At 38.5% G+C, this 18,161-nt stretch carries 20 protein-coding genes, 1 other RNA gene and 1 pseudogene; 3 read left to right on the top strand and 19 right to left on the bottom strand.

Annotated elements, in window-relative coordinates:
• Positions 1-4: 4 nt before the first annotated feature.
• The 14 genes and pseudogenes from holB to tadA form a co-directional block, all read right to left on the bottom strand.
• Positions 5-994, bottom strand: a complete 990-nt coding sequence (gene holB, locus BV906_RS12780; protein ID WP_087974004.1) for a DNA polymerase III subunit delta' — start codon at positions 992-994, stop codon at positions 5-7.
• Between the two features lie 66 nt (positions 995-1,060).
• Positions 1,061-1,492: a YaaR family protein gene (locus tag BV906_RS12775; protein WP_087974002.1), complete on the bottom strand. Its 432-nt coding sequence runs from the start codon at positions 1,490-1,492 to the stop codon at positions 1,061-1,063.
• A 43-nt stretch (positions 1,493-1,535) separates the two neighbouring features.
• The gene (locus tag BV906_RS12770; RefSeq protein WP_087974000.1) at positions 1,536-1,865 is read right to left on the bottom strand and encodes a cyclic-di-AMP receptor; all 330 of its coding nucleotides are present in this window, start codon (positions 1,863-1,865) and stop codon (positions 1,536-1,538) included.
• Positions 1,866-1,880: 15 nt separating this feature from the next.
• Positions 1,881-2,507: a dTMP kinase gene (tmk, locus tag BV906_RS12765; RefSeq protein WP_087973998.1), complete on the bottom strand. Its 627-nt coding sequence runs from the start codon at positions 2,505-2,507 to the stop codon at positions 1,881-1,883.
• Between the two features lie 21 nt (positions 2,508-2,528).
• A complete protein-coding gene (locus tag BV906_RS12760; RefSeq protein ID WP_087973996.1) occupies positions 2,529-3,938 on the bottom strand; it encodes an aminotransferase class I/II-fold pyridoxal phosphate-dependent enzyme in 1,410 nt (469 codons plus the stop codon).
• 114 nt (positions 3,939-4,052) lie between these two features.
• Positions 4,053-4,244 carry a sigma factor G inhibitor Gin gene (locus BV906_RS12755; protein WP_087973994.1) on the bottom strand — a complete coding sequence of 64 codons (192 nt, stop codon included), beginning with the start codon at positions 4,242-4,244 and terminating at the stop codon, positions 4,053-4,055.
• A gap of 349 nt (positions 4,245-4,593) precedes the next feature.
• Positions 4,594-4,857, bottom strand: a complete 264-nt coding sequence (locus tag BV906_RS12750; RefSeq protein WP_087973992.1) for a pro-sigmaK processing inhibitor BofA family protein — start codon at positions 4,855-4,857, stop codon at positions 4,594-4,596.
• 246 nt (positions 4,858-5,103) lie between these two features.
• A pseudogene (locus BV906_RS12745) lies at positions 5,104-5,491 on the bottom strand (hotdog family protein).
• 167 nt (positions 5,492-5,658) lie between these two features.
• Positions 5,659-5,871: a YaaL family protein gene (locus BV906_RS12740; RefSeq protein WP_087973990.1), complete on the bottom strand. Its 213-nt coding sequence runs from the start codon at positions 5,869-5,871 to the stop codon at positions 5,659-5,661.
• 39 nt (positions 5,872-5,910) lie between these two features.
• A complete protein-coding gene (gene recR / locus BV906_RS12735) occupies positions 5,911-6,507 on the bottom strand; it encodes a recombination mediator RecR (RefSeq protein ID WP_087973988.1) in 597 nt (198 codons plus the stop codon).
• A 107-nt stretch (positions 6,508-6,614) separates the two neighbouring features.
• Positions 6,615-6,929, bottom strand: coding sequence for a YbaB/EbfC family nucleoid-associated protein (locus BV906_RS12730; protein WP_087973986.1), 315 nt, complete (start codon positions 6,927-6,929; stop codon positions 6,615-6,617).
• A 63-nt stretch (positions 6,930-6,992) separates the two neighbouring features.
• Positions 6,993-8,684 (bottom strand): DNA polymerase III subunit gamma/tau, encoded by a 1,692-nt coding sequence (gene dnaX, locus BV906_RS12725; RefSeq protein ID WP_087973984.1) that lies wholly within the window; start codon positions 8,682-8,684, stop codon positions 6,993-6,995.
• Positions 8,685-8,989: 305 nt separating this feature from the next.
• Positions 8,990-9,255: signal recognition particle sRNA large type (gene ffs / locus BV906_RS12720), an RNA gene on the bottom strand.
• Positions 9,256-9,310: 55 nt separating this feature from the next.
• The gene (gene tadA / locus BV906_RS12715) at positions 9,311-9,769 is read right to left on the bottom strand and encodes a tRNA adenosine(34) deaminase TadA (RefSeq protein WP_281254139.1); all 459 of its coding nucleotides are present in this window, start codon (positions 9,767-9,769) and stop codon (positions 9,311-9,313) included.
• Positions 9,770-10,124: 355 nt separating this feature from the next.
• Between tadA and BV906_RS12710 the strand changes: the two genes are divergently transcribed.
• Together BV906_RS12710 and BV906_RS12705 are read left to right on the top strand one after the other, a co-directional pair.
• The gene (locus BV906_RS12710) at positions 10,125-10,661 is read left to right on the top strand and encodes a cysteine hydrolase family protein (protein WP_087973982.1); all 537 of its coding nucleotides are present in this window, start codon (positions 10,125-10,127) and stop codon (positions 10,659-10,661) included.
• 63 nt (positions 10,662-10,724) lie between these two features.
• Positions 10,725-12,014, top strand: coding sequence for a glycoside hydrolase family 18 protein (locus BV906_RS12705; protein ID WP_087973980.1), 1,290 nt, complete (start codon positions 10,725-10,727; stop codon positions 12,012-12,014).
• Between the two features lie 58 nt (positions 12,015-12,072).
• On the opposite strand, the gene BV906_RS12700 is transcribed toward BV906_RS12705, so the two are convergent.
• Positions 12,073-12,588: a type 1 glutamine amidotransferase domain-containing protein gene (locus BV906_RS12700; protein ID WP_087973979.1), complete on the bottom strand. Its 516-nt coding sequence runs from the start codon at positions 12,586-12,588 to the stop codon at positions 12,073-12,075.
• Positions 12,589-12,653: 65 nt separating this feature from the next.
• Positions 12,654-13,094: an Rrf2 family transcriptional regulator gene (locus BV906_RS12695; protein ID WP_087973977.1), complete on the bottom strand. Its 441-nt coding sequence runs from the start codon at positions 13,092-13,094 to the stop codon at positions 12,654-12,656.
• A gap of 140 nt (positions 13,095-13,234) precedes the next feature.
• On the opposite strand from BV906_RS12695, the gene hmpA reads away from it, so the two are divergent.
• Positions 13,235-14,464, top strand: a complete 1,230-nt coding sequence (gene hmpA / locus BV906_RS12690) for an NO-inducible flavohemoprotein (RefSeq protein WP_087973975.1) — start codon at positions 13,235-13,237, stop codon at positions 14,462-14,464.
• A 46-nt stretch (positions 14,465-14,510) separates the two neighbouring features.
• Here hmpA and BV906_RS12685 read toward each other — a convergent pair whose 3' ends face one another.
• From BV906_RS12685 to acsA, 3 genes are all read right to left on the bottom strand, one after another.
• The gene (locus BV906_RS12685) at positions 14,511-15,590 is read right to left on the bottom strand and encodes an NAD(P)H-dependent flavin oxidoreductase (protein ID WP_087973973.1); all 1,080 of its coding nucleotides are present in this window, start codon (positions 15,588-15,590) and stop codon (positions 14,511-14,513) included.
• Positions 15,591-15,666: 76 nt separating this feature from the next.
• Positions 15,667-16,182 carry a hypothetical protein gene (locus BV906_RS12680; protein WP_087973971.1) on the bottom strand — a complete coding sequence of 172 codons (516 nt, stop codon included), beginning with the start codon at positions 16,180-16,182 and terminating at the stop codon, positions 15,667-15,669.
• A gap of 155 nt (positions 16,183-16,337) precedes the next feature.
• Positions 16,338-18,053 carry an acetate--CoA ligase gene (gene acsA, locus BV906_RS12675; protein WP_087973969.1) on the bottom strand — a complete coding sequence of 572 codons (1,716 nt, stop codon included), beginning with the start codon at positions 18,051-18,053 and terminating at the stop codon, positions 16,338-16,340.
• Between the last annotated feature and the right edge of the window lie 108 nt (positions 18,054-18,161).

Genomic DNA, 18,161 nt, shown 5'->3' with positions numbered 1-18,161 from the left:
TATTTCACCTCTGTATTTGAAGTGCCAATTGTTCAATCACAAGTGTTGGTTGAACATTTTGCTTCAATTTCCTTTTTGCCTTCAGAACGAGATTCAACGTATTCACTAATTGTTCCTGGGAAAAGGACATTGCAGCCTTCTCAACTAATTCATTATTAAGGGTGAAAAAGGCGTATGCACCTTCATTTCCTATATGGTTATAAAGGATATCTTTAAAAGCCAAAAGCAATAAATCCAATCCCTGCTCCTGTTCTTTCCGATCCTTAAAATGAGGAACCCAGTGATTGTGAATAAAAAGATAGACGTCTTCCGGCTTTATTGTATACATTTCTACTAATTGTACCACTAATTTTCTTGCTTCTGCAAACCACGCATCTTCATTCCATCTAAATGCCTCTGCAAAGTTATTGGTCAACGCACTCATTAACACGGCATCATTTCTTTCCATCCCATTTTCAATTAATTGATTTTGGAAGGTTTCCGTATTTAGCGGCTGCAAATCAATAACCTGACAGCGTGAACGGATGGTAGGAATGATGGACTGACTATTCTCCGTTAGCATAATCGCTGTAGTCTGTTTACTCGGTTCTTCCAAAAATTTAAGTATCCTGTTTGCAGCGTTAACTGTAAGTGTATCTGCATCCTTAATAATATAAACCTTTTGATTCGATTCCACACCTGAATAAATAAACTCTTTTTGCAAATTTTTTACTTGCTCTATTTTAATCGATTGTCCTTCCGGTGCGATCCAATGGACATCTGGGTGATTACCGGATTCAATCCGCTTACAATTATTACATTCATGACACGGTTCCACACTTGATTTACTCGTACAGAATAGCCCTTTTGCAATCAATAATGAAATGGCTTCTTTCCCCGTTCCATGTTCACCTTGAAGCAAATACGCATGAGAAACCCGGCCTTTTTTTATACTGTTTATTATTATTCTGCTTGCGAGTGGCTGCACCTTGGCAACCTCTGACCATGTCTTCATATGTGTACCCGCCTTCAAAGTAAAAAGATTCATTCACACTGTAATGCTTTTTAGCAGTGTGAAAAACTACGTATATATATTAATCAGTAATCCCTTGATTTCTCCAATAAGGCCCAAGATATCTACTGTCTTCTTTTCCTGATTCATCAATTCTTCTGTAAGCTCGACTAACTTTTCATCGACTTGCTTGACAATAGTTAAATGGCGATTTCCATTTAATCCAAAGCTATGTGATTTCTGCATGCCATAGCCATTCTTAACTGTTTCCTGTAAAAATCCCTTTACCATTCGCTTAAATTTAGCGAATTCCCGAAATGATCGGTATCTGGCTAATTTATTTCCTTGTGCAATAATATTCTGTATCAACTGCTGTAATTCCTGCTGTTTTAAACTCTGGGTCTGGGTCTGAACCATCTTATTAAAAATCTGATTGTCACCGTTTGTTTGCCTTGTATATATCGGCTCTGTCTTGGTGTGGAGCTCATTCGTAATTTTCATCGGCTCAGCCCCCCTTTCTAGAAGTTACTCTATGATTATTTCATTAAAACTGGTAAAACGACTCAATCGGCAGAATAAATACCGTCGCTCCTCCAACCTCAACTTTTACCGGTCTTGGGATATAGGAATCAGCATTGCCACCCATTGGTGAAATTGGCGCCACCATTTGTTCGCGGTGGGAACAGTTATCTTTAATGATTTCTAGGGCATTATCTACTTCGTCATCATTACACCCTACCATCAATGTTGTATTTCCTTCTTTTAGAAATCCACCAGTAGTAGCTAGTTTGGTTGTTTGGAAATCCTTTTCTCCCAAAGCATTCACAAGACGATTGGAATCTTTATCCTGCACAACAGCCATAATTAGTTTCATGTACAAAAGCCCCCTTTAGTTTATATGAGAGATAATACAATCGAAAGCGGCTTGCTCTACAGCCTCCATGGATTGGTCTGCATTAATTGTTTGAATACGGTCGGGAAATCTGTCTGTGAGAATCGTATATCCTTCATATACCAATTTATGAAACTTTAGATTTTCAAGATCGAGACGATTTCTCTCTCTATCTTTATTCGCTGCGATACGATCTAAACCCTTCTTTGGCCCGATATCAAAAAACAAAGTTAAGTTTGGCATACAATCCTTGATGGCAAATTGATTAATGGAAAAGACTTCATCCATTCCAAGCCCCCGTGCATGCCCTTGATACGCAAGACTGCTATCAATAAAACGGTCACAAAGAATGATTTTCCCTTGGTTAAGCGCTGGTAACACCTTCTCCGCTAAATGTTGCCTCCGTGCAGCGGCATATAATAAGGCCTCTGTTCGCTCATCCATTTCGGTATGATCTGGATCGAGAATGACCTTGCGAATTTGCTCGGCGATTTCAATTCCACCTGGTTCGCGTGTTGCTAGTACATCATATCCCAGATCTTTTAGTTTTGTGTAAATGGCGTGAAGAATAGATGTTTTACCTGCGCCCTCGCCACCTTCAAATGTAATAAAATAACCACTCATATATGTGTCCCCTTCATGATATCAATAAATCTTGATGCCCTCTTCACGCTGCTGGATTCGTATTCCTTGTTCGCGAAGTTGTTCCATTGTTGCAATATGTGCTGCTGTGATTTTTTCACCTTTAAGAATGAAGGGAATCCCAGGCGGATATGGAATAACCGCCTCAGCTGCTATATGACCGATGCCTTCTTTAAAAGGTACGAGTTTATATGGTAATATGTTCATTGTTTGATAGGATAAAGCCAATTCTTGAATTGGTTCTGAAAAAAGCTTTCCTATCTCTATTGTAGCATGATTTGTATGATTTTTTAATTGTTCCCCAATGCTTTTTATTATTTTCTTAAATGCTTCTACCTGTTCAAATGGGGAAATCCCATGTATGAACAAAATTTGGTTATGTGTTACTAGCTCCGGATAAACGTTCCCCACCTCCAGTAAATTAGCCACTTGACCTGCCGAAAACGCTTGTTTCACGTGAAACGTTATTTTTAATGGGTCATCGGTCGGCAGTACATGACCAAAACTGGAGTCGTGTAAAATCTCCCTTACAGTTGATACACTCTCCATAATTGAATTTATCTCTTCTTTCTTTAATGTCGCTAAAAAGGACCGTGCTATATCCAGCGATGCCATTAGTGGATAAGAAGGGCTACTGGATTGGATCATTTGTAGAAAGTGTGCGACCCTTTCTTTTTTGATTAAAGTTGATCTGATATGTAAAAAGGAAGCCATTGTCATAGCAGGGGCCATTTTATGTGCCGATTGAACGACAACATCAGCACCTAAATCCAATGCAGATGCAGGAAATGGTTTGCCAAGTGAAAAATGTACACCATGCGCTTCATCCACAAGAACAGGAATGTCGTAGCTATGTGCGAGCTCAATCATTTCCTTTATTGGATACGTTTTTCCAAAATAGTCCGGATAAGTTAATACTAATGCTTTTGCATCCGGATGCTTACTTAAAGCCTCTTCTAATACAGATATATCTGGATTCGTGTACCGTTCAACGATGTCATCATAGATAGGAGCAATGAATACAGGTCTACCCCCACTTAATTCTAATGCATTCATAATCGATTTATGACAATTACGCTGCACAATTATCTTATCCCCAGCAGAACATGTTGCCAAAACCATCGCTAAATTCCCCGCAGTACTGCCACCAACAAGAAAGAAAGTATCATCAGCCTTGAAGAAATCAGCTGCTAATTGCTCTGCTTCAGCGATTGCCTCGGTAGGTGCATGAAGATCATCCAAGCCAGGAAGTTCGGTCATATCTAACTTTAAAATATTTTCAAAATAACCTACAGCATCCCCATGAAACAATGTTCCATTTTTATGTCCCGGTACATGAAAGGATAATGGCTGTTCAGCAGTGAATTGCTTTAGTTTTTGAAAAAGAGGCATTCTGTAGTGATCCTGTTTCATAATTTTAGTTCCTTTCTGGATTTTGTACTTTCATACTAAGGCAACAAAAAAAGCCTTTGCAAGCAAAGACTTCCATATTTCTATGGTAGATAGTATAAATATCCACGGACAGCTCTATGAATATAACTTTGGTTGATTGATATTTTTTAATTTCCTTAGGTAATAGTTATACTTTTCTTCCCTTGGTTCGGTATGAATCATATTATACTCACAATCTGTACAAATGAACATCGTGTATAAATGAATTCCAGTTGCCTTTTCTTCCTCACAAATACCGCAGTGCCCTAATGAATTTAACTGTTCCATTTCCCCACCTCCGTTTTTAAATTAGTATCTCCTATTCTACGGAAGTTATACGGGGAAACTTTGAAAATATTAGAAGAGAATGTTCAAAAAGTCCGGTAAAAATGACACATCGAATTTCTCACGAATGCTTGCCTTTCCGTTCCTTGGAAAAGAAAAACACTTTTCCTTGCATGCGAGAACGTTTACTCACGTATTAAAAGCATACGTTGAATAGATTCTGCACCTCCGTCTACAAGCGTATTCGGGGAAGGAAATTCCTCGGTGCAAGCAAGCTATGAAGCAAATTCACTGAAGTAGGATCGCTGCCTCGAACTTCACGGTCCTTTTTATCCTCCTTTTTGAACACATATTAGAGGATAAATAAATGAATTGCAGTTAGTGAAGCCAATCCAAATAACCCGAGAAAACCAGACACTACTGCAGTAAACAGATTAATAGGAATATGCAATCCTAGCATTCCTCCGAAAACATTAAAGAAAAATAAAATTAAAATTCCTATTCCTAGTTTTACTGTAGCCTGTCCAATAAACTTCATCGGTTTTACTGGTGCACCAACAAAAAGCAAAACGATAATTAGACCTACAATAATGGAAATAACGATCGAAGCACTCAACTAGAAACAACCCCCTTCTTATATGGCTCTCTTTATTACATATGAAAGAGGTAGCAGAAAAAGAACCGCATGATTAGGTGTGTCACCTTGCAATTCACCTGAAGGAAAGAAATCTACCAAAGTGATTATTTACGGTTCATCTCCATTTAAATTTAACTTTTTCGTTTTGTAATGATGTTCTACGAGATGTATTACTCATTCACCTTAGAACATCTTCATGGTAGTTGAAGATAAATATAACATCCTCTAGAAGGATAATAATATTACTCCCGAAAAACTTCCTCTCAATACTTGTTTCTCATTCTGATTTGCGCATAAGAAAGATGCCAAAATAGATATTCTATTATTAGCCTGCTTTTCAAACTCCTCGATTGTTACTTCACATATTATTGCATCACCTGTAAAAACCGGTCTCAAAAACTCGAAATTCATCGTACGAGCTAGTACATTGTTATCTCCACCAATTTTTGTTGGTAATGTAGCAGTTAACAATCCTTGAATAACTAATCTCCCCCTGTTCATCGGGATCAGTATGGTGCTTACCTTTATCCCCGGATACTTTTATAAACATTTCAACATCTTCCTTTGTAAATATCCGTTCAAACCTAATTATATCTCCAACTTTTAAATTCAACTTTAACTCCCCCTTCCAATTTAACTAAAGAACTGATAAATCCTATCCATATTCCAACATGTTAATATCTTTTCTCCCGAGTTCATATAACTTCCTAAAATAAAAAAAGACAAGGAAACAAATTTCGTTGTCCTTGCCTTTGGTGTATGTTTATTCAGGTTAAACTGTTAAACTCGCATTGCATTCATTTCCCGATATCTGGCTTCACGTAGCAGAAATAAATATTTTGACCGGGCAAGTTTCTCGTGCTGCATACCACTATGTGTTAGGTCGAAACTTTTTTCCACAATGGATTGGATTTGTTTCCATTCCTGTTCCGTTAGAAAAATTGCATTCATTAAATCGTTGTCCACATCTTTTTTCGTAAGCCTTTTACCCATGTTCCTCACCTAACTCCTATTAGAGGATAATTTTAAAAACTATACATCTCTTCTACCCTCTAATGCTTTCGATAATGTTACCTCATCTGCATATTCCAAATCTCCACCAACAGGCAGACCATGGGCAATTCTTGTCGTACGTATTCCTGATGGTTTCACAAGGCGTGAAATATACATTGCTGTTGCTTCACCCTCGATATTTGGATTGGTAGCAAGAATTATTTCCTTCACTTCTTCATCTTTCAGTCGATTGAGCAAATCAGGAACATTGATATCTTCCGGACCAATGCCATCCATCGGAGAGATTGCCCCATGAAGAACATGGTACTTCCCGTGAAATTCCTTCATTTTTTCCATTGCGATGACATCTTTTGGATCTTGGACAACACAAATAACGGAATTATCACGAGAAGTGTCCTGACAAATTGCACATGGGTCTTGATCTGTAATATGACCGCAAATCGGACAATGTGAAAGTTCCCTTTTAGCATTTACCAATGCATTTGCAAAGTTAAGTACATCGTCATCTTTCATATTCAAAACAAAAAATGCCAAGCGGACAGCGGTTTTCGGTCCAATCCCAGGCAATTTGGTAAAACTGTCAATCAACTTCGATATTGGTTCTGGATAATACATCAAGATTGCCTCCTACTACTATACATAGCTACCCGGTAAAAACCGGGTAGCTACATATGCGTGGACCCGAGAAGCTAACAACTTCTTTTCCACTTTTATTCCATAGATTAGAACATGCCAGGCATATTTAACCCTTTCGTAAACTGTCCCATCGTTGAGTTTGTCTTATCGTCAATTTGCTTCAATACATCATTTGTTGCTGCAAGAATCAAATCTTGAAGCATTTCAATATCATCTGGGTCTACTACTTCTTCTTTGATTTGCACATCTATAATTTCCTTTTTCCCATTAGCGATAACAGTAACCATTCCGCCACCTGCAGATGCTTCGAATGACTCTTCATGTAACTCATCCTGTGCCTGCATCATTTTCTTTTGCATTTTTTGCATTTGCTTCATCATATTGTTCATATTTCCCTTCATGGAAAATACCTCCTTATATTATTGCTTTAATTTTCCGGGCAAGCCCGCTTTAACTTTCCTTCATCATTCATGGATTTCTATTAGTTCTTCGCCAAAGAGTTTTTTGGCTTCTTCTACGATAGGGTCTGCTTGATCTTGGTCGATTTTTGGCTTGTCTTGTTTGTTTATATATTCCGTACGTAACTCTGTCCAATCTTTATCTGGAATTGGAATAATGGTCAATTGATTATCCATTACACTGGCAAGTACGGATTCAACTGTTTCCCTGTTGTCTAAAAACAAGGAACAGTGGATTTCATATTTAAATGCAACAACTAGTGTATCTGTGGACGCTGCTGCAGGCTTACTATCTTGTATTGTAGCATGTGCAGGTGCATTTATTGTCTTTAACTTACTTAGAAAATTAGCCCACTGTGATTGCACTTGCTTAAGTGCAGGTTTTTCAGCTTGGCTGAGCACATCACGGATGCGTTCAAACGGTATTTTATATCCATTTTTAGATGATCTTGCCGGCTGCCTTCTTTTCTCCTTGGCAGCTTGCGGTTGTGCCGGTGCAACCGGGTTTTCTTTTAGGTTAGATATTTCTTTTTCCAGTTGAGCCATTTTATTACTGAGTCTTGAAACTAATTCCGCATCCACTGAAGTTGCGGTCGGTTGTTGTTCTTCCGTATGATAGCGATTGGTAATTGTTAATACGGTAATTTCAATAAAAACCTTTGGGCTGTTAGTCCATTTAATTTCCTGCTGGCATTGGTTCAGTTGCATGATCGCATCTTGAATCCACTCGGTTGTTACAGATTCTGCTAGAGCAAGGAAACTCTCATCGACTCTCGCACGTTCAAGTAGTCCTTCCAAAGTTGGCGCACTCTTAAACAAGAGTAAATCACGCATGAAATAAATGAGATCATACACAAATCTACCAGGGTCTTTTCCACGTTGAATCAAATCATCTAATAACTTTAAGGCATCTTCTACATTTTTTTCATGCATTGCTTTAACGATTTCAGTCAGGATTCCTTGTGAAACCCCGCCAGTTACGGCCAGTACGTCTTCAAGTCCGACCTGGTCCTCACTATAGGAAATTGCCTGGTCAAGAATGCTTAATGCATCCCGCATTCCACCTTCAGCAGCTAATGCAACTGTATCCATTGCTTCTTCTGATACTGTTATACTTTCAGCTTCCATAATAGCTCGCATTCGATCTACAATTGCCTTGTTGGAAATTGGTTTAAAATCAAAACGCTGACACCTGGAAATAATCGTTAATGGGATTTTATGTGGTTCCGTCGTTGCTAGAATGAAGACAACATGTTTTGGTGGCTCCTCCAATGTTTTCAATAAAGCATTAAATGCGTTAATGGAAATCATATGTACCTCATCAATAATATAGACCTTATACGGTACAGAGCTTGAAGCATATTTTACTTTATCACGAATTTCTCGGATATCATCAACACTTGTATTGGAAGCGGCATCGATTTCAATTACATCTGAAATAGACCCATCCTGAATGCCACGGCATGCGGAACATTCATTACATGGTTCTTTTACCGGTGCATGCTCACAGTTAATGGTTTTAGCAAAAATCTTTGCAGCACTTGTTTTCCCTGTCCCTCTTGGTCCAGAAAATAAATAAGCATGCGAAAATTTTCCCTGCTCAATTGCATTCTGCAGTGTTCTAGTAATATGTGTTTGACCAACAACATCCTCAAATGTTCTCGGACGCCAAACGCGGTATAATGCCTGATAGCTCATGATTCAGATTCTCCTCTATGATCTATTTCTAATTATACCCGATTTTAGGGGTGAATGTGAACCTTGGAAGGTTAATTATATTTTTTAAAAAACAATGCCACTTTCAAGGTTTTCATTTCGATTGTAGTTGTAGAAGGTTATTCTTAAGGGTTGGTCTCCTATTTACACATAGGAACATAACAATTCTATTTTTGTCATCATTGAAGGTTTGGTCTTGTAGTTTATTTCATCACCATAACGCGTTATAACGGTTAAAGATAAGAAAACCTTATCAAGTGAATGATAAGGTTTTGATTACTATGTAGCCGTGCACCCACTGTCGATGCGACGTCCCTATGCGTTACTTAAGTTCATGGCTCGGCCTAGGCTTCCCTACGGCACACAGAAAATTCCACTTACTGCTGCTTCCTTCCGGACCTGACAGGGTTCATGGGTTCCTGTTGCGCAGGACCCGGGTGTCAACACCACTCCCTTAAGGCAGACCATAAAAACGCCGCACCTTGAGTGGGAATTCAACCTCGCTATAGCGGATTGCGAGTACAGGGCACCGCTACCTCCCCGCCTAGCACGGTATTTATTATTATAACGACATTCATAGGAAAATGCAATGGAAAATAACGGTTATTCTATTTCTTCCTTTTTCTTAATTCTCGGAAAAATTCTTTTAGTAGAGATGCACATTCATCTTTTAATATATCTTTTGTTACTTCTACTTGATGATTAAAGCGTGGTTCTTCAAGTAAGTTCATCAGTGTCCCTGCACAACCAGCCTTTGGATCTGGTGCACCATATACAACTCGCTTTATACGAGATTGAACAATAGCACCTGCACACATTGGGCATGGTTCAAGTGTCACATACAGTGTACAATCCTCCAGGCGCCAACTTCCTATTTTTGCATTGGCTTCCTGGATGGCAAACAGTTCTGCATGCGTTAATGTCGTTTGCAATGATTCACGCAGATTGAAGCCTCTAGCAATTATTTCATCTCCATGAACAATAACTGCGCCAATTGGCACTTCGTCAAGAATCCAGGCCCTTTTCGCCTCTTCTATCGCTGCTTGCATAAATTTTTCATCATTCACTCAAATCACAACACTTTTCTATAGTTTGAATTACCATTAAAAAGGTAATAAATATGCTAATGGAATTTATTTTTAAAAAAGGCATTTTAATTAATATTTTCTAAATTATAATCCTCTTAACCCGAGATAAAATACATCAGCATGAAGTGGCTCACCAGTCGCCTTAGGAAGCGCAAATTTTATTTCCCAGAGCGGTTGATGAAGAGGCTTATCTTACATCGCAGTTTATAGACTTTACGGCCATAGCATCAAATATTTTAGGTGGATGAGCAGTACCGATCCACTTTTTTTACAGTAAGATGAGAACCACAATCCCAATCTTTTAGAAAACAGCTTTTAGTAAAGGAGAATAGTAATGAATCAATCACTCTCAAATACAGCCGTTATATTTGTAGATATTATAAACGATTTTGATTTTGATGGCGGAAATGACCTATACCAGAATACGAAAGCCATCTTACCCAATCTCATCAAACTGAAAAACTATGCGAAGGAAAATGAACTTCCTATCATTTATGTTAATGATCATTATGGTTTATGGCAAGCTGACTTTCAGAAAATCATCGACAAGTGTAAAAACGAAAGAAGTAATGACATTATTGAAGCACTTGCACCTGATAATGATGATGACTACTTCCTAATTAAACCACAGCATTCTGCCTTTTTCCAGACACCTCTTCATTCATTGCTTATAGAATTGGGCAGAACTAATCTAATTATGGCAGGAATTGCAGGAGATATATGTATTCTTTTTTCTGCACAAGATGCCTATATGTACCAATTTAATCTTCATATTCCGGAAAATTGCATGGCATCTGAGCTAAAGGAAAATAATGATTATGCTCTACATTTGCTGCATTCAGTCATGGATGCAGATATTACACCAGTTTGAATCATATCTTACACTTCCTCCACATAAATTTGGTAAAAGAAACGAATAGAGGAGGAAGATTCTTTGCAAATTCATATTGTAAATCCGGCTGATACATTGTTTTCCATTGCAAATACATACAATACGAGTATTACCGCTATTGTTGATGCAAATGAACTAGAAGCTCCAGATTCCCTTGTCATCGGGCAAGCTCTAGTAATACCCATACTTGGCCAATTTTATTTTGTCCAACCAGGTGACAGTTTATATACGATCGCAAACCAATTTGGAATTTCGTATCAGGAATTAGCCCAAATTAATAATATCCCCATAGAATCAATACTCTCTGTGGGACAACGTCTTTATATTCCATCTTTACAAAAAAGTCCGATCACTTCCTATGCATATATAGAACCTTTTGGTGAGACCGTTTCAGAAACACTTGAAAATGCCGCCGCAAAAAATTCCCCCTATTTAACCTACCTTGCATTATTCAGCTACCAGGTCAATAGGGATGGGACATTAAATGAACCGCCAATGGGGAATCTTAGACAAATTGCAGATCGCAATAATACAGCACTTACCATGGTCGTAACCAATTTAGAAGAAGGTGGGTTCAGTGATGAGCTCGCACATATCATCCTTACTGTAAGGGCAGTTCAGAATACGTTATTGGATAACATCGTCAATACAGCTATTGCTGGAGATTTCAGAGATGTACATTTTGATTTTGAATTTCTCCTTTCAGAGGACAGAGAAGCGTATAATACTTTTCTTCGGAGAGTAAAAGAAAGATTATCACAGGAAAATATATTATTATCCACCGCTTTGGCTCCCAAGACAAGCGCAACACAGGCAGGACAATGGTATGAAGCACATGATTATGCTGCACACGGGGAAATTGTCGATTTTGTCGTATTAATGACTTATGAGTGGGGCTACAGTTACGGGCCCGCAATGGCTGTCTCACCTATTAATGAAGTAAGAAGGGTAATCGAATACGCTGTATCTGTCATCCCAACAAATAAAATATTAATGGGGCAAAATTTATACGGATATGATTGGACACTTCCCTTTGTTGAAGGTGGGCCCGCAGCACGTGCAGTAAGTCCACAGCAAGCAATTGAGATTGCATGGGAGAACAATGCCGAAATCAAGTATGACACAACGGCACAGGCACCATTCTTCATCTATACGGACGATGAAGGGTTACAGCATGAAGTATGGTTTGAAGATGCTAGATCAATTCAAGCTAAATTTGATTTGATTCGGGAATTTAACTTACTGGGAATCGCTTATTGGAAGCTCGGTCTAGCCTTTCCACAAAACTGGCTATTACTGAATGATCAATTTACAATTACAAAAATTGAGTAAATACACAAATACTAAGCAAAGCAAAAGGGACTCTCCAAGGAGTCCCTTTTCCTATTATTTATTTTAACAGATTTAATGATTCACGATTGAATGCTGGAATGTCATCTGGCTGTCGGCTTGTGACTAGCTGGTTCTGACAAACAACAACTTCCTTATCTACAACTTTTGCACCTGCATATTCCATATCCACCTGAATGGATTTATAACCTGTTGCATCACGGCCTTCCAATGCTTTTGCCGTAACTAACAGCTGTGGTCCATGGCAAATTGCGAATACTGGCTTTTTCTCATCCATGAAGTGTTTGGCAAATCGCACGAATCGATCATCTGCCCGCAGTTGATCCGGGGAAAATCCGCCCGGAATAAATAATGCATCGAAATCACTTGGATTAACATCATCGATTCCATAGTCAATAGTTACCGTTGCTTCTTTATTCTTGCCTGTAACCTCTTTACCCTTTTCCTTTTCGATGGTAACGATGTCATGGCCTGCTTCTTTGAATGCCTCTGCCGGACTCGTATATTCAACATCCTCAAACATATCCGTAATGACTGTTGCTATTTTCTTACCCATTTAAAATCCGCTCCTTTTCTGAGTTGATTCATAATGGGTCTTCCCATTTGGGACAAAACAAAACATTATTTATTCATGCCCATTAGCTCTCTTAATTCTTCTTCATTTTTAATTAAATCCTTGATTGTATATTCTTCCAACACCTTAAAAAAGGCATGTAACGCCTTATTTAAAGTATGTTTTAATGTACAAGCAGGTGATATTACACAATGATTGGTACCTTGATCAAAGCACTCCAATAAGGTGAAATCACTTTCCAAGCTTCGGACAAGCAAGCCAACATTAATTTCATCTGCTGGTTTAGCAAGACGGAGACCACCGTTTCTCCCTCTAATCGTTTCCACTAGCCCCATTTTATTTAACTCAAAAACGATTTTCCCCAGATGGTGCTGGGATATATGAAAGACTTCAGATATTTCTTTAATACTAGCAAGTTCATTATTCGGTTTGGTTCCCGTATATATTAAAACGCGCAGTGCGTAATCGGTATATTTTTTTAATTGCACATAATCACCTCAGAGGATAACTTCTTCACAATATTGTAACACAAAAGTTAGTTTTCGCTATTGATACAGTTCAAATAGATACTATATAATTAAACATGTATACAAAATACATCTTTAAATAATAATAGGGAGTGCTTGATATGGCAACGGAAACTACTATCGGTTTAAATCAGGATACAATTGAAATTATCAAAGCTACTGTACCAGTATTAGAAGAACATGGAACTGCAATAACAACTCGATTCTATCAACTTATGTTTAAAGATCACCCAGAATTGAAAAATATCTTCAACCAAACCAATCAACGAAAAGGCGACCAGCCAAAAGCACTGGCAAATACCGTGTATGCAGCTGCAGTGCATATTGAGAATTTGGAAGCGATTTTACCAGCAGTAAAGCAAATCTCACAAAAGCATAGAAGTTTGAATATCAAACCAGAACATTATCCAATCGTCGGAAAATATCTATTAATGGGGATAAAGGACGTTTTAGGTGATGCAGCAACAGATGATATTATTGACGCATGGGCAAAAGCATATGGAGTGATTGCTGATGTCTTCATTTCCCTCGAAAAAGAAATGTATGATGAAGTGAAAAATACTACTGGTGACTGGGTTGATTTCCGTGACTTTACGGTTGTTAAGAAAGAAGTGGAAAGTGATGTCATTACTTCATTCTATTTACAATCCGCAGATGGGAAAGCCTTTCCTTCCTACCAGCCTGGACAGTATATTACGGTGAAAGCTGAAATTCCTGGTGAATCGTATAATCACTTACGTCAATACAGCCTATCCTGTGCTCCTGGAGAAGAATATTATCGCCTCAGTGTTAAACGTGAAGATGCTACCTCAGAAAATCCAAAAGGAGTTGTATCCAGCTTCTTGCACCATCATATAGAGGAAGGTAGTGTTATACCAATCAGCGCACCATCTGGTGACTTCTATCTCGATCAAAGTGACACAAGACCGTTAATATTAATTAGTGGTGGTGTCGGGTTAACACCGATGATGAGTATGCTTGAAACAGTGACACAGAATCAACCAGAACGAGAGATTATTTATATCCATGCAGCAAGATCAGGGAAATTCCATGCCATGAAAGACCGTGTGGATGAAATTGCTTCTGCTGCAAAAAATGTTACAAGCTTAACCGTATATGATAGTCCTACTGAAGGAGAAACGTATGATAAAAAGGGTTATATTGATCAGGAGTGGCTATCAACTGTTCTTCCAACGAGTGACGCAGCATTTTATTTCTGTGGACCAAAAGGGTTCATGCGTGCAGCATACAAGCATTTGAAAGCATTAAATGTCGCAGATTCTGACATACACTTTGAAATCTTTGGACCTCCTGAAGATATTACACAATAAGATAGAAAAAGGAGCCGATCTCTATGATGGACTCCTTTTAATTCTCTTATTTGCCATTTCTGATATTGTTTGCCTCTGAAATAACTCCTTTAATTAACGCGTTAACCGTTTGTCTTTTAGCTAATCTTGGACTTTGCCCCGACCAAAGCGACATATAATCTCGATTATTTTGCGAAGAAGAGGCTTTTCTAATTCCCTTTGTTAATATGTTTTGTACGGGAAAATCTGGGAGAGATGCTTCATTTTGCAGCATCTCTGAAATGAATTTATTTTTGACTCCTCTTGCGTATTTTCCTGAGAATGAACGTGTTAAAACAGTTTGATCTTCGTGAGCATTGAGAATTTCCTCTTTATGTAGCTCATTAGCACCACTCTCCACACAAGTTAAAAAGGCTGTTCCCATCTGAACCCCCTTCGCACCTAAGCATATAGAGGCCGTTAATCCTCTTCCATCCATTATTCCTCCAGCGGAAACAACAGGAATACTTACATTGTCGGCAACTTGTGGAATCAGTGACATTAAACCAACCAAACTCTCTTGATACCCTTGGGTAAAATTGCCTCGATGTCCACCAGCCTCACTGCCTTGCACAACAATAATATCCATTCCTGCCTTTTCATTTTCCAATGCCTCTCTAACCGTAGTAGCCGTTCCCATTAGAATAATATGATGTTGTTTTAACTCATGAATCACTTCTCTTGGAGGAATACCAAATGTAAAGGAGCAAATCGGAACTTTTTCTTCAATTACCGTCTTAATTTGCTCATTAAATTCCTCTAATAGATGATTAAATGTCGGAATTTCCAAGCTATCAATTGGGTGCAAATTCAATTGCTCACGAATTGGCCGTAATATCTGATTAACGGATTTGACTTCTTGGTCAGTAACATCGAATTCATTTGGTACAAATAGGTTGATACCAAATGAATTTGATGTTAACTGTTTTATTTCTCTAATTTGTGTACGTATTTGAATTGGAGTCATATATCCTGCTCCAATCATTCCCAGACCTCCATAATTTGAGACTTCGGAAACTAGCTCTGTTGTAGTAATCCCACCTGCCATAGGCGCCTGTATAATCGGATACTTTATCTTTAAGAGTTCTGTAATTTCATTATTCAGCATAAATTACACCTCAGTTAATTAATAAATTAGTGTCTATTTTTTCTCCCATTGCCATATCCCTCTAATCTTCCCTTATCTAATACCTACGAAAATCATAATCAAACATACCGATTTTTTCCAAACTACGATAAATCTGCGCGGGCTTAATATATCTCTTTAAAGTTTGATGCAATGTTCTGCTAGTAAGGTCTTTCTTTCCACCACTTCCAAAATAAAAGGCCTGCCAAACATATTTAGAGCAATAATTTTTTTCGACATCTTGAAGGTCTCTTGTATAAGAATATGTGCTTGCGCTATCGATATTATCCTTGGCCCATTTTGCTGCATTTCTTGCCTCATCTGAATTATTTCCTCGTAAAATGGTTAATTTTTCGCCAATCTTATGCCTGCTTAAATAAGTTGGTATTCGATCTGCATGTCCCTTACTCCCCAATTTATTTACGTGGTATATTCGATAATCCTCACCAACAATCCCGGAGTGTCCAACGACTAATGAAGACAATGCAGTCTTGTGAGAATAGAGGACATCACCTGGAATCATTCGAATGGATGTACCCGGATAATAATGTGTACGATTGTTTAATTCTCTCATACTGGAATTCTCCTCTTCCTATTAATGCTACTAAGTATAAATAGAAAACTTAGTTGTCGCCAAGCTTTAAGTGACGACCTTAGTTCCACTTCTTAACTGCCAAAGAAAAAAACTTTGGCCCTGCCGCATGAGGGCAAAAACCAAAGTTCTATTGATTACTCTTCTAATGTTGAAGTATCCCCTGTTGGAAGTCCAAGTTCCCATGACTTCAAGAGACGGCGCATGATTTTACCGCTTCTCGTCTTCGGAATACTATCTTTTACTTCTATTTCACGTGGTGCTGCATGCGCACTGAGACCTGTTTTGACAAACTTGCGAATATCTTCTAGAAGCTCTTCTGTATTGTCATAGCCATCATTTAGTGTAATAAATGCCTTAATTATCTCTCCACGCTCTGGATCTGGTTTACCAATAACACCCGCTTCAGCAACTGCTGGATGTTCAATCAACTTACTCTCCACTTCAAATGGTCCTACACGTTCACCGGAAGTGTTAATCACATCATCCAACCGTCCCTGGAACCAGAAATAGCCATCCTCATCGCGATATGCACTGTCACCAGATACATACCAGCCATTGATAAAGTAACTATCATATTTACCCGGGTTATTCCATACTTGGCGCATCATTGCGGGCCATCCTTCTTTTATTGCCAGATTCCCCATTTGATTCGCTGGAATTTCATTTCCCTCATTATCCACGATGGATGCTTCCACACCTGGAATTGGTTTTCCCATTGATCCCGGACGAATTTCTAATGATGGAAGATTAACGATAAGCTGTGCGCCAGTTTCCGTCATCCACCATGTGTCGTGAATTCTTAAGTCAAATGCCTTTAATCCCCATGTAATAACCTCAGGGTTAAGTGGCTCACCAACACTTAAAAGATGTCTTAGTGAGGATAAATCATACTTCTTCACTGCATTATCTCCATGACTTACAAGCATCCTTAATGCAGTTGGAGCAGTATACCATACGGAAACCTTATTATTTTCCAATGTTTTATACCAATCATCTGGTGTAAACCTGCCACCACGGATGACATTCGTAACACCATGCAACCACGGAGCAAAAATACCATAACTTGTACCGGTCACCCAACCTGGATCGGCCGTACACCAATAGACGTCATCTTCCTTTAAATCCAATACCCATTCACCTGTTGCATAGTGCTGAATCATTGCATTATGCACATGCAAGATACCTTTTGGCTTTCCAGTGGAACCAGAGGTATAATGCAGGAGCATCCCATCTTCCAAATCTACCCATTCAATGGAAAAATCTGTCGATGCTGCTTTCATTTCTTTATCATAATCAATAAATTTCTCTGCATCCTTATCATTGTTCCCAACGAGAATAATCTTCTCCAGATTTGGCAATTCATCCTGTGGTATGCGATACAGTAAATCAGGTGTTGTAATCAGGAATTTGGCTTCACTATCCAACAGACGGTCCCTGACTGCCTGCTCCATAAATGCCTCAAATAACGGACCTGCTATGGCACCAGTTTTTAAAATACCAAAAAATGCCGCATAGAATTCTGGGCTTCTAGGCATAAAAAGAAATACACGGTCACCCTTATTTACTTCATACTTCTTAAGTATATTAGCAAACTTATTGCTCTCTATGCTTAATTGACCAAATGTGACGACTTCTTCTCGTTCAGGAGAAGAATACAGTAACGCAGCTTTATCCTTCTTTGCTGGATCAGCTGCATGCCGATCAACCGCCTCATAAGCCATATTTACCTTACCCGTTTTATTCCAGGTAAAGTTCTCCTTCACATCTTCCCATGAAAATTTCTCACGCATCTTTTCATAGTTTTGTAAATTATAATTGCCTTTACGAGCAGGTACTACTTGCATATCCATTTCATCACCTCACACCAAATTTGTAAACGATTACATTCTAATTACATGAAATTATTGAAACATTCGGTAACTACTTTTTATTTTAGAACATTCTGTGACATTTTGAAA

The sequence above is a fragment of the Oceanobacillus rekensis genome (genome assembly GCF_002153375.1).
Lineage (GTDB): Bacteria > Bacillota > Bacilli > Bacillales > Amphibacillaceae > Oceanobacillus > Oceanobacillus rekensis.
This window is presented reverse-complemented; position numbering and strand designations above follow the sequence as displayed.

Coding starts and splice junctions, on each gene's coding strand:
- holB (WP_087974004.1), bottom strand. CDS start 994: ATGAAGACATGGTCAGAGGTTGCCAAGGTGCAGCCACTCGCAAGCAGA.
- BV906_RS12775 (WP_087974002.1), bottom strand. CDS start 1,492: ATGAAAATTACGAATGAGCTCCACACCAAGACAGAGCCGATATATACA.
- BV906_RS12770 (WP_087974000.1), bottom strand. CDS start 1,865: ATGAAACTAATTATGGCTGTTGTGCAGGATAAAGATTCCAATCGTCTT.
- tmk (WP_087973998.1), bottom strand. CDS start 2,507: ATGAGTGGTTATTTTATTACATTTGAAGGTGGCGAGGGCGCAGGTAAA.
- BV906_RS12760 (WP_087973996.1), bottom strand. CDS start 3,938: ATGAAACAGGATCACTACAGAATGCCTCTTTTTCAAAAACTAAAGCAA.
- BV906_RS12755 (WP_087973994.1), bottom strand. CDS start 4,244: ATGGAACAGTTAAATTCATTAGGGCACTGCGGTATTTGTGAGGAAGAA.
- BV906_RS12740 (WP_087973990.1), bottom strand. CDS start 5,871: ATGGGTAAAAGGCTTACGAAAAAAGATGTGGACAACGATTTAATGAAT.
- recR (WP_087973988.1), bottom strand. CDS start 6,507: ATGTATTATCCAGAACCAATATCGAAGTTGATTGACAGTTTTACCAAA.
- BV906_RS12730 (WP_087973986.1), bottom strand. CDS start 6,929: ATGAAGGGAAATATGAACAATATGATGAAGCAAATGCAAAAAATGCAA.
- dnaX (WP_087973984.1), bottom strand. CDS start 8,684: ATGAGCTATCAGGCATTATACCGCGTTTGGCGTCCGAGAACATTTGAG.
- BV906_RS12710 (WP_087973982.1), top strand. CDS start 10,125: ATGAATCAATCACTCTCAAATACAGCCGTTATATTTGTAGATATTATA.
- BV906_RS12700 (WP_087973979.1), bottom strand. CDS start 12,588: ATGGGTAAGAAAATAGCAACAGTCATTACGGATATGTTTGAGGATGTT.
- hmpA (WP_087973975.1), top strand. CDS start 13,235: ATGGCAACGGAAACTACTATCGGTTTAAATCAGGATACAATTGAAATT.
- BV906_RS12685 (WP_087973973.1), bottom strand. CDS start 15,590: ATGCTGAATAATGAAATTACAGAACTCTTAAAGATAAAGTATCCGATT.
- BV906_RS12680 (WP_087973971.1), bottom strand. CDS start 16,182: ATGAGAGAATTAAACAATCGTACACATTATTATCCGGGTACATCCATT.
- acsA (WP_087973969.1), bottom strand. CDS start 18,053: ATGGATATGCAAGTAGTACCTGCTCGTAAAGGCAATTATAATTTACAA.